Source organism: Chitinophaga sancti (assembly GCF_034087045.1).
Taxonomy (GTDB): Bacteria; Bacteroidota; Bacteroidia; order Chitinophagales; family Chitinophagaceae; genus Chitinophaga; species Chitinophaga sancti_B.
This window is the reverse complement of record NZ_CP139247.1, coordinates 5,244,519-5,256,780: the sequence shown is the minus strand read 5'-3', so window position 1 is coordinate 5,256,780 and position 12,262 is coordinate 5,244,519. Positions and strand designations below refer to the sequence as shown.

The following is a 12,262-nucleotide window of genomic DNA, read 5'->3' as shown; positions in this document are numbered from 1 at the left end:
CATTTTAAAGGTATTTTAAGATTTATACCCCGAAAATGGCAAAATAAAGCCCGAAAACTGGATTAATTTTGACGAAATCAAATTTGAAGGGACTGCTATTTGATTTTTGCGCAACATCTTTTAGGTTTGTGCTTTGTTTGCCGTAATAACAAACATTAAGCCAATTGTTTTGCAGTTGGTAACATATAAAATAGAATCATGGATCAGCAAAAGTTGACTAGTTATCCGAAGGAAAAGATCAATATTTTATTGTTGGAAAACATCAGCGATGCCGCCGCGGCACAATTTACATCAGCTGGTTATACCAATGTAAAAAGGTTATCGGGAGCGCTGAGCGAAGAAGATCTGATTCGTGAGGTAAAAGATGTGCATCTGCTGGGCATCCGCTCAAAGACGCAGGTGACACGCAATGTATTGGAGGCAGCTCATAAACTGCAGGCCATTGGTTGTTTTTGTATAGGTACCAACCAGGTCGACCTGAAAAGTGCCCGTGAGTTTGGGGTCGCCGTATTCAATGCACCTTATTCCAATACCCGTTCTGTGGCTGAGCTTGTAATTGGTCTGTCCATTATGCTCATCCGCCGTATTCCGGACAAAAATGCCGCTGCGCATGAAGGTACCTGGATGAAAGAAGCCAAAGGCAGCTTCGAACTGAGAGGCAAAAGCCTGGGTATAGTTGGTTATGGTAATATCGGTAGCCAGGTGAGCGTACTCGCTGAGGCAATGGGTATGAACGTACTTTACTATGATGTGGAAACCAAACTGCCATTGGGTAATGCGGTCCAGATCCGCTCCCTGGATGAGCTGTTTGCACTGTCAGATATAATCTCCCTGCATGTACCGTCTACCAAGACAACCAATAATATGATCACTGCCGAGGTGCTTAGCCATGCAAAACCGGGAGCTATCTTCATCAACTATGCACGTGGTGAAGTGGTAGACCTGGAAGCACTGAGAGATGCGCTGGTAGAAAAACGCCTGAGTGGTGCTGCCATAGACGTATTCCCGGTAGAACCTGAAAAAAACGGTGCAGCATTCTCTACACCACTGCAGAAACTGAGCAATGTGATCCTCACGCCCCACATCGGTGGTAGCACCGAAGAAGCGCAGCACAATATTGGTCTTGATGTGAGCAGTAAGATGCTGAACTACCTGGAGAAAGGTGCAAGCTTCGGTTCTCATACTATCCCGGCAATGAGCGTTCCGGAAGTAGATCATACACATCGTATTTTGCATATTCACCAGAATGTTCCGGGTGTATTATCTGAAATCAATACTGTGCTTTCTCAGAATAAGATTAATATCCTGGGGCAGTATTTGAAAACGAATGATACAGTTGGTTACGTGGTATTGGATGTGGATAGTGGGTTATCCAAAGAAGCGTTTGTATTGCTGCGTAATGTGAAGAATACAATTAAGGCCAGATTGCTTTATTAATTGGACTAATAAATTTGATAAAATACCCCGCAGCCTGCTGCGGGGTATTTTATTGCCTAAAAAGGAAGGCGCCCCGGTGGGTATGCCGGGACGCCTTAAAGCCTATTTTATTTCTACTTTACACTTCTCTTATCTTATTACGGTCACTTCGCCTTTCACCACATTTGATGGTCCACCCAGTATCTTCTTATAGCTCAGCATCCACACATAAGTTCCAACATCCACCAGTGTTCCTTTGTATCGACCATCCCATCCGGTCTTGGAATCTTTACTGATGAAAATCTGTTCACCCCAACGGTTGTAGATACGCAGATCGTAATCATACATCGTTCCGGTTACATGTGGTTTGAAGGTATCATTGTTTCCGTCCCCGTTCGGTGTGAACGCATTCGGGAATTCTGGTTTACCCTCACAAGCTTTATAAGTTACCGTGATATCATCGGTTACGGTACCGCAATCATTATAAACAGTCACAGTATAGTATCCGGTCGTAGTCACTACATACGTTGCCGTAGTAGCACCATCCTGCCACTTGATGCTGTTGCCGGTGCCGGCATCTACACTCAGGGTCAGGGTCTGACCGATACAGATGGTGGTATCATTGCCCAGAGAAATATCTCCGAGACCAGCCACTGTTACTTTTACACTATCTGAAGAAGTCAGATTACAATATTTGTCAAGTACTGTTACTGTGTAAGTACCCGGTGTGCTTACTTCCTTGATCGGATCGGTCGTACCATCATTCCAGAGGTAAGAGATCACGTCAGGGTTAGTCGCATCCAGTACTACGAGGCCACCGGCACAGATATCCTTGTCAGGACCGAGGTCGAAGCTGATGTTTGCTTTGTTGGTCACAGTTACAGTATCAGTTACAACGCAACCACCCTTCGTTACCGTCACCCAGTAATCACCAGGTTTAGATACAATGATGGAGTTTGTCAATGAACCATCTAACCATTTTACACTTCCACCATCTGGCTCAACCTGCAGCATCACTGTCTGATCAGGACATACAGACGTATCAGGTGTCAGGGTCACGTTTGGCGGTGTAGACACCGTTACGGTCGCCTGGTCGGTTACGGTACAACCCTTCAGTGATACATCTACGGTGTAGGTACCAGCGGTACTTACCGTGATGGATGGTCCGGTATCACCAGTGCTCCATGTGTAAGAAGCACCCTGTACATAGGCATTCAGTTTTACGGTCATGCCCTCACAGATAGTGGTATCGAGGATCTCAACTGTTGGTGGTTTATTCACCGTTACTTTAATAGAGTCGGTTGCAGCACAACCATTGTTAGTCACAGTTGCGTAGTAAGTACCGGCAGCAGATACGGTGATCTGTTGGGCAGTTGCACCTGTGTTCCACTTGATCGTGTAGCCTGCGCTTGCATTTGCTGCACCGGCATCCAGGGTGACTGAGTTGCCTTCGCAGATCGCAGTATCGTTACCCAGGTTGACAGTTGGTTTCTGTACATATTGCAGGGTGTAAGTTACCGGATCAGATACGCAACCGGTTACGCCATCAGTTACAATGAAAGTAGCCTGTGTTGCACCATTCAGGTCGAACACATTGCTGGTCTGACTCTTCGGTGTGGTTACGGTACCTGCAGGATATACGCTCTGCAGTGTAAATGTTGGTTTGTTTACTTTGGTCAGCAGTTGCAATGCAAACTTCGTATTGTCAGAACAGTTAGCTGGCAGCGTAGCGTCCAGTTGTGGTTTAGGACATGCTGCTACAGTAATGATCTGTACTCTTTCGATCGCGGCATTACCACATGCATCAGATACATTCCATCTTCTGGTGATGGTGTAACCGTTACAAGCATCCACAGTATATGGATCGGTGGTCATGGTTGCTTTCTTAGGGAAGTTGCCATCGCAGTTATCAGTTGCGTACAGGGTAGCAGCAGCTGGTATAGTACCTCCACAAGTGACAGTAACAGCAGCCGGAGCCGGATCGATCACTGGTTTGGTGGTATCTACTACTGTGATCACCTGACGAACAGTGTTGGTATTACCACATTCATCTTTCGCTACCCATGTTCTGATCAGCTGGTAGTTGCTTGCGCAGGCACCGGTGATAGACTGACGGGTCTGGGAGTAGCTGATCTTCACATTGCTGGTTGCACTACAGTTGTCAGTAGCTGACAGGTTGCCTGGCGGTGTTGGCACTGCACTACAACTTACTGTAGTATCGCCTGGCGGTGTGATGGTGAATGCTGGTCTGGTAGTATCCTGTACAGTAATTACCTGTTTCATCGTAGCCACGTTTCCGCAATCGTCGGTAGCGGTCCAGGTACGGGTCAGGCGGTAATTATTGGAGCAGGTCGTGCTCAGGAATACCTTGGTCTGGGCAACAGTTACTTTCACACTTGCAGAACAGTTGTCTGTAGCAGTGATCGTTGGCAGTGCAGGTACGCCGTCGCAGTTCACAGTTGTGTCTGCAACCAGGATAGTATTGAATACTGGTCGGGTAGTATCTACTACGGTGATGATCTGTTTCAGAACAGTGCTGTTACCACAATCGTCGGTCGCAGTCCATGTACGGGTGATCTGGTAAGTATTGCTGCATGTGCTGCCGGAGATTGACTGCCTGGTATCCACTGGTGTAACAGTGATAGTACCGGTTGTACAGTTATCAGTAGCAGTCAGGATAGTCGCAGCAGGTACCTTGTCACAATCAACGGTTACGTTGGCAGGAGCAGTACCAGAGAATACAGGACCGGTGGTGTCTTTCACAGTAACGGTCTGTCTCAGGGTATCGCTTACATTACCACAATTATCAACCGCTACCCATTTACGGATCAGGTAATAATTGCTTGTGCACTGACCTGCGATGTCTACGCGGGTTTCAATCGGTGTGATGGTCAGGGTACCGGAACAATCGTCGGTAGCAGTCAGGTTTACAGCAGCTGGTACGTTGTCACAACTTGCAGTCACGTTAGCCGGAGCGGCGGTGGTGAATTTAGGAGCAGTGGTATCAACAACAGTGATGGTCTGCTGGGCTGAAGTTGTGAGACCACAACGGTCAACGGCTGTCCAGGTACGCATGATGAGTGTAGTACATGCATCAGGCGTTTGAGTATTGTCGGTATAGGTAACAGTCAGCGCTTCATTGCTGAAAGGTTGGTGACTGAATACCGGTGTACCGAACAGGGAAGTGTAGTCTTTACCAGCTACGCAATTAGTCGTTACGGAAGCCGGAACAGATACAACTACAGGAGAGGTAGTGATTCTTCTCAGTTTCACCACGTTGCTGATGGTATTGGTGCAGGAACCGGAAGTTACGATTCTTCTGAACCATACAGTATCAGCAGTAAGTGTAGCAGGGGTATAAGTTGCAGCAGTGCCGCCTGTACCTGTTGTTACATTGGCGAAACCGGTGGTTGCACTGGTCGTACTGATCTGCCACTGGTAAGTATAGGTACCGTTGCCACCACTCAGTGCCACCGTACCTGTGAGGGCAGCTGGTGCTTCAGAAGCACAAAGTGTCTGATCGGCAGAGATGGTATTGTTCAGTACTGGTCCCAGGTTAGTCAGGGTTACAGTAGCTGGCGTACCAGTACATGTACCATTGCTCAGGGTCCACTGCAGGGTAGCAGATGTACCTGCGAACACAATCACGCTGGCAGTTGGATTGTTCAGGTCAGTTGCTGCGATGGTTGCAGTACCACTGATTACCGTCCATTTACCGGTAGATGTAGAGATTGCGCCAGGCGTAGCCGCCATGTGGAAGAGCGAATCGTTACAATGTGTCTGGTCAGGACCAGCATTTGCAGCTTCCGGCATCATATCATTCTTCAGAAGAACAGTGCTGGTAGAAGTACATATGCCGTTGGAGATCGTCCAGATCGCAGTAGCAGTATCGCCAGCCGGTACGAAGATCTGAGCTGTCGGATTATTTATATCTGTAACTGCAATCGTTGCAGTAGTACCTGTGTAGAAGGTCCATGCACCAATACCTGCAGTTGCAGTGTTTGCCGCCATCGTGAAGGCACTGTCGTTACAATGTGTCTGAGCAGGACCAGCATTTGCCGTACCAGGCATTGCATCGTCTATCAGTTTCACGCTGTCGATAGAAGAACAAACACCGTTTGTGATTGTCCAGTAAGCGACTACGCTGTCGCCTACAGGAACGGTGATGGTAGCGGTCGGGCTGGTTGGGTTGGTGATGGTTGCAGTAGTTTTAGATACTGTCCATCTACCGGTAGCACCTGTTACATCAGGTGTGTTAGCCGCCATAGTAAAGGATGTGGTAGCACACTGACGTTGGTCAGGACCTGCATCGGCAGCGGTTGGTTGTGCGTAGTTCACCAGTTTCACGCTGTCGATAGTAGAACATGCACCGTTTGTGATTGTCCAGTAAGCTTTAACGCTATCACCTACAGGAACGGTGATCACCGCTGTTGGGTTGCTGGTATCAGCAGCTGCGATGGTTGCACGGGTATTGGAGAGTGTCCATTTACCGGTAGCACCTGTTACAGTCGGCGTGTTAGCCGCCATGGTGAAGGTTGTGTTATTACACTGACGCATGGAGTCTACACCGGCATTCGCCTGGTCTGGCATTGCGCTGTTAATGAGCAGTACTTTGTCAGAAGAAGAGCAGACACCGTTTGTCACTGTCCAGGTAGCGGTAGCGCTATCACCGGCAGGCAGTGTAAATACAGCAGCTGGATTGGTAGAATCAGCTGCGCTGAAGCTGGCCGCGCTACCAGGATACAGTGACCATTTACCTACAGCGGTAGCAGGAGAAGCTGCCGTAGCCTGCATGGTAAAGGTAGCATTGTTACACTGGCGGATAGAATCCGGACCGGCGTTCGCAGTTACAGGTTGCTGATAGTTATATAACCTGATCGTATCTACGCTCTGACACAGACCGTTTGTAATGGTCCAGGTCACATAAGCGCTATCACCATTTGGCACAGTGAAAGTAGTAGATGTGCTGTTTAAGTCAGCCGCAGGGAAGGTAGCGTTACCTTTTACGACTGTCCAGTGACCCACTGCATTAGGTACGTCAGGCGCATTCGCTGTAACAGGGAACGTGGTGGTCATACACTGTTGCATGTCAGCTGGTAAAGCAGCGGCAGTTGGTGACATGTAGTTCACCAGTTTCACTGTATCGCTGGTAGGACAGGTACCGTTGGTAATTGTCCAGATAGCCAGTACGCTATCGCCTGCAGGAACGATGATCGTTGCAGTTGGGCTGTTCGGATCACTTGGTGTAGCAGTAGTAGTACCAACGAATGTCCAGGTACCGGTTGCACCGGCTACGTCAGGAGCGTTGGCCGCCATTACGAAAGCACTGTCATTACAATGATAGATATCCACTCCTGCATTTGCATTGGAAGGAGTGAGGAGGTTGGTCAGTGTTACAGAAGAAGAGTCAGCGCAGGTGCCGTTTGTCACTACCCAACTTAATACAGCAGATTCGCCGTTTGGAATAGTGATGTGGGCATTCTCGCTGTGTTCTTCGCCGGTAGCGATTGTTGCGTTACCGCTGCGTACATACCATGTACCGGTCGCACCTGTTACGGTTACTGCAGAAGCAGTCATTACGAAGGCGGTACCCGCACACTTGGTCTGGTCTGCACCCGCACTTACCGCAGTTGGCTGTTCGTAGTTGATCAGCACAATGCTATCGGTAGAAGTACATCCCAGGTTAGTTATTGTCCATCTCAGTTTTACGGTCGTACCTGCGGTTACAGAGAACGTAGCTGTCGGATTGTTTACATCCGCAGCAGGGATGGTATAAGTAGAAGGAGACACCACTGTCCAGTAACCGGTAGCACCAGCTACAGAAGGTGCATTTGCCGTCATGGCGAAAGTAGCGTTGTTACATTGTTTAATAGTGTCAACACCGGCATTGGCAGCCGCTGGCGGATTGTTGTTCACAATCCAGACAGTATCTACATCTGTACAGGCACCGTTGGTAATTGTCCAGAACAACATACTGCTGTCACCCACAGGGATGGTCACAGTCGTGGTCGGGCTGGTTACGTTAGTGATAGTAGCAGTAGAACCGGCTGGCTGGGTCCATACACCGTAAGCAGTAGCTACAGAAGGTGTATTAGCCGCCATGGTGAAGCTGGTAGCGCTACACAGGTGCTGGTCAGGACCCGCATCTGCGTCGGCTGGTTTTACATAGTTCACCAGTTTCACGCTATCTATAGAAGAACAGGTACCATTTACAACTGTCCAGTAAGCCATTACGCTGTCGCCAACAGGAACTGTGATGATAGCGGTGGTGCTGGTTGGATTTGTGATGGTAGCAGTTGGCTTGGACACGGTCCAGGTACCGGTACCGATGGTAGGTGCAGTGGCAGACATGGTGAAAGTACCATCCGCACAATGCTTAGTTGAATCTGGACCAGCTTGTGCCGTAGAAGGCGCCTGGTAATTCTTCAGGAAGATATAATCAGAGCTGGAACATACGCCATTTGTCACTGTCCAGATAGCCGTGGCGGTGTCGCCGGCTGGCAGGGTAATGATAGCATTGATCTTATTTATATCAGCAGCAGCGATGCTTGCCGCGCTACCGGTAAAGAGGGACCATGTACCTGTTGCTGTGGCTGGATTAGGTGTAGTCGCTGCCATTGTGAAGGTAGCGTTATTACACTGAATGATTGAATCCAGACCAGCGTTAGCAGGATCCGGGCTCTGGTAGTTAATTAATACAATGCTGTCTTTAGAAGAACATGTACCGTTGGTGACAGTCCAGTAAAGAATAGCAGTAGTTCCATCTGCAACGGTGATCACAGCATTTACTTTGCTGCTGTCTGCCGCTGCAATAACAGGAGTACCACTCTTCACAGACCACTTACCTGTACCAATGGTAGGTGCAGTTGCGGACATGGTGAAGGCAGGCGTCATACACTGTTTAATCGTATCCGGACCTGCATTGGCAGTAGTCGGAGTAGCGTAGTTAATCAGTTTTACGTAGTCGTGAGAAGAACAGGTTCCGTTGGTCACTGTCCATATTAAAGTTGCAGTATCACCAGCGGCTAAGGTCACCGTAGCTGCAGGATTGTTAAACATGCCTGTAGTGATGGTGGCTTTGCTACCTGTGAAGGTGGACCAGGTACCGGTACCGATGGCAGGTATTGTCGCCTGCATTGTAAAGGTATTATTAGCACACTGCATGATAGAATCAGGACCGGCATTTGCCTGAACTGGTTGTTTGTAGTTGATCAGCACCACCTGGTCTGAAGTAGTACAGGCACCATTCGTAATGGTCCATGCCAGTGTAGCAGTATCACCAGCCAGTACAAACACTGTAGTGGTTGGGCTGGATGAAGTAGTGATGGTTGCTTTACCGCTTATCAGGGTCCATTCACCTGAACCGATAGTAGCTGTGTTAGCTGCCATGGTGAACAGAGAGTCGTTACAATGTGTCTGGTCAACACCTGCATTGGACGTAGCAGGAGCAGTGTATACAGTAACAGTTCCACTAGCACAGGCTGAATTCGCACATAAGCCGGCACCTTCTGCTCTTACATAGAATGTAGTGGTAGCAGAAACAGTCACCGTGATTGTCGCACCCGTACCGATAGCAGTACCGGTACCACAACCGCCTTCGTACCATACCCATTGTGCCGCATCGGTACCATCCGGGTTTTTACCCAGGTTACCACCTGTTACGGTCAGGGTAGTAGAGCCAGTGGTACAAATGTTCGGAGAACTAACGGTCACGCCGGTAGGATCAGTGGTAGGTGATTCTACGTTTACAGAGAATGGAATTGTATTGGTACAACCACCATAATCATTCCTTACGGTCAGCAGGAAGTTGTAAGTCCCTGCAGCAACACCGCTCGGAATAGCAACAGTGATTGGCCAGGTAGTAATTGGTGTTTCAGCAACCGCGCTGAACCCAGGCATTGCACCTGTGCCGGCAGCAGCGATACTATAATATAAAGGATTACCTGTAGTCGCAGTTGTATCCAGTGAGAAGGAAGTTGCAGTATTACAGATGGTCACCGGTTTCAGGGTCACTGTAGGAACAGCTGTATAGTGCAGGGTCACTTCGTCAGTAGTGGTAGCACAACCTGTGGTATTCGCGATGCTCCATTGCAGTACTACATCCTGAGGTGTGCCAATAGGAGTTACCGTTACAGTTGTATTATAAGCATGGATATCATCGATGGTTACACCATTACCGGAGATCACCGTCCAGGTACCTTCTTCTGCAAATATGCCGGTTGCGTCGGTATTAGGAGGCGTGGCCGTCATTGTAAATACATTCGAAGTACCACACTGGATGGTGTCCTCACCTGCATAAGCAGCAGAAGCGCCAGCTACGAGTGTCAGCGTATCGTATGCATAACCAATACAAGAAGAGTTGGCGGTAGCTTTCACAGTATATTGGAGGTATACGGTGGTACCGGCATGCAACAATGTAAAAGTAGCACCCGGGTTATTTTTATTACCGGTAATGTAATCAGCGAAGTCAACGTTGCTCGGATCAGACACACCGGGTCCTTCCACAGCTATATATGACCACGTTCCTGATGTACCGGTAATCTGTGTACGGCCTGGTGTGAACGTACTGCTTCCGTTTTCCACACACTTAATCAGGTGCTTACCCGCAGGTGGCGCCGGAATATCTGTGAGTTTCACATGGAATGGTTCGGACTGCACGATACACTCACCCGATTTGACGACGACTGTAAATACACTATCTGCGATCGTCTCTGTTGTATAAGTCATCGATGTCAGATCATTAAAATCTGTCAGCAATACGCCAGTAGAATCGGCACCCTTATACCAATATATATGGCCGCCAGTAGGAATTATAGCTGATAATGTGTCGTTGATAGAGAAGGTAACTCTGCTGCCCACGCAAATAGAGGTTGGTGTTGCAGAGATTTCCACTGTAGGTTTATCATCAACATTAATGCTTGCGCTATTGGAGTCCACACAGGTTTTACCACCATCAATACCATAATAAATATATCCATATACGGTAATGGTGGTATCAGAAATCAGTGTAATCGAACGTTTAGGACCGACATAAGAGGTATCGCTCCATTTAAATTCATCAAAACCGCCTGAAGCCTGCAACTCGACAGTGGCGCCCTCACACACCTGGCTCTTGGTCAGGTAAAGGGTTGGCATCGGGAGGATGGTAATTTTGACCGCAGAGGAAGGGGAAGCACAGGTTTCTGAAGAGCTACCACTCTCGTAGATCCTTACACGGAAATAATAATCTGCTGCTTCCGTTTTGGTAGCAGTCAGTTCACCTTCAGCGATAAAGAGGGTGTCGTTGTTCGCAGTACCATAAGGTACGTTGAACCAGGTCACACCACCATCATCAGACATTTCCCACTGGTACTCCGGGTTAGTGAAATAGGTAGAAGGTGTATAAGCGGATGTGATCACGGTAGGAGCGCCTTCACACAATACCTCTTTCAGGTTATCGGCCTGGCCTTCAATCTGTGCTGTGATAACGGGGCTACAATATTGGAATTCGATATCATCAACCGCAATATCGTTACCACAACCACCGTCGAAATTGTTTTTGATCCTTACCAGAACATCTGTAACGCCGGAAGGTACAGTGAATGAACCACCATACCTTTGCCATTGAGTTTTCTTGATGTTCATCGATACCGCATAGGTTTTAAATTCTGCGAGTACCTGACTGGTATTTGCCGCATTCAGTACCTGGAAGGTGACCCCTGCGTATTTATAACCGTTTACGCAATTGTTGTTTAATACAGAGGAGCTATCCGTGTTAAGGAGCCAGGCGCTGAAGTTATAAACAGAACCACGACAAAGGCCAGTCACTTCTTTCTGGAAGAAGATACTGGGCGTATAATCTGAGTTGGCCACCAGCATACCACCGCGGGTTAAACCGCTATGGTCCAGGGCAGCTACCCATTCAGGTCTAAGCTGTGTAGTATTGGATATTGCATAATAGTTATCGTTCAGGTCACCTGAACCCTGATAAATATATGTAATAGCGGAAGAAGGCGAATAGGCCATTCTTGAAGTATTGGCCGGCAGGGTACCAAAGTTCTCCGAGAAACCGGGCATTTCGGCATTACCGCCACTACAGGTCGAAATGGTACAGTCTACAGCCACGACTGTTTTAGTCGAAGTAATGTCAGCACCATTTGTTCTTTTGAGTACAACTTTAAAGGTGTAAGTACCGGCAGTGAGGAACTGGATCGTCAGGGCCTGGGTTCCTGTTAGCTGAGTGGACTTGTCGGTAGAATTGACATCAGAGTACAGGATTGTATAATCTGCATCTGATCCTGTTGGCGTCGTGATCGTCCAGGTTGCCTTGCCGTTCTGGTTACTTGACAGCACGGCGTTCATACTAACAAATTTGGCCTGATCCGCAGTACTATTATTAGTTGACATACATACCGTATCCGGTATGTTGAAATACAGCGTTTGCGCCCGCGCTATACCCATGGCGAGGAACAAACAGCTATATAATAGGATTAGAATCTTTTTCATCTTCAATTATTTTGGGAAAAAACTATCAGAGAGGGCTGGATTAACAATCGGGCGCTCTTTGCGGTCTTTCATATTTTTGAGGGTGAAAAAGCAACCAACTCCTTACGGAGTAGGCGATCCATGAAGTGTAAAGTGCTTTCATAGGCCTGGTTAAGTTTTACGATATGGCTTTAAATAATACTATTTTGAAATTAAAATTAACACTAATATAGTAAATAGAAAAAATGTGTATTACTTATAACCTAATATATAAAAGCAGAAATGGAAGTAATGGGGGAGAGGAATTTTGATTTTCAGCTACTTAATGGGGCTAAAATTATTTTTATATTTGAGAAAAAAAGTTATCCACATCTTCATTCCG

2 protein-coding genes are annotated in these 12,262 nt (G+C 47.6%); one reads left to right on the top strand and one right to left on the bottom strand.

Annotated features, from left to right (window positions below):
• The first annotated feature begins 198 nt into the window (after window positions 1-198).
• Window positions 199-1,437: a phosphoglycerate dehydrogenase gene (gene serA / locus SIO70_RS21395; RefSeq protein ID WP_320574138.1), complete on the top strand. Its 1,239-nt coding sequence runs from the start codon at window positions 199-201 to the stop codon at window positions 1,435-1,437.
• A 129-nt stretch (window positions 1,438-1,566) separates the two neighbouring features.
• Here the strand turns inward: serA and SIO70_RS21390 are convergent, their stop codons facing one another.
• Window positions 1,567-11,901: a T9SS type B sorting domain-containing protein gene (locus SIO70_RS21390; protein WP_320574137.1), complete on the bottom strand. Its 10,335-nt coding sequence runs from the start codon at window positions 11,899-11,901 to the stop codon at window positions 1,567-1,569.
• Window positions 11,902-12,262: the final 361 nt, after the last annotated feature.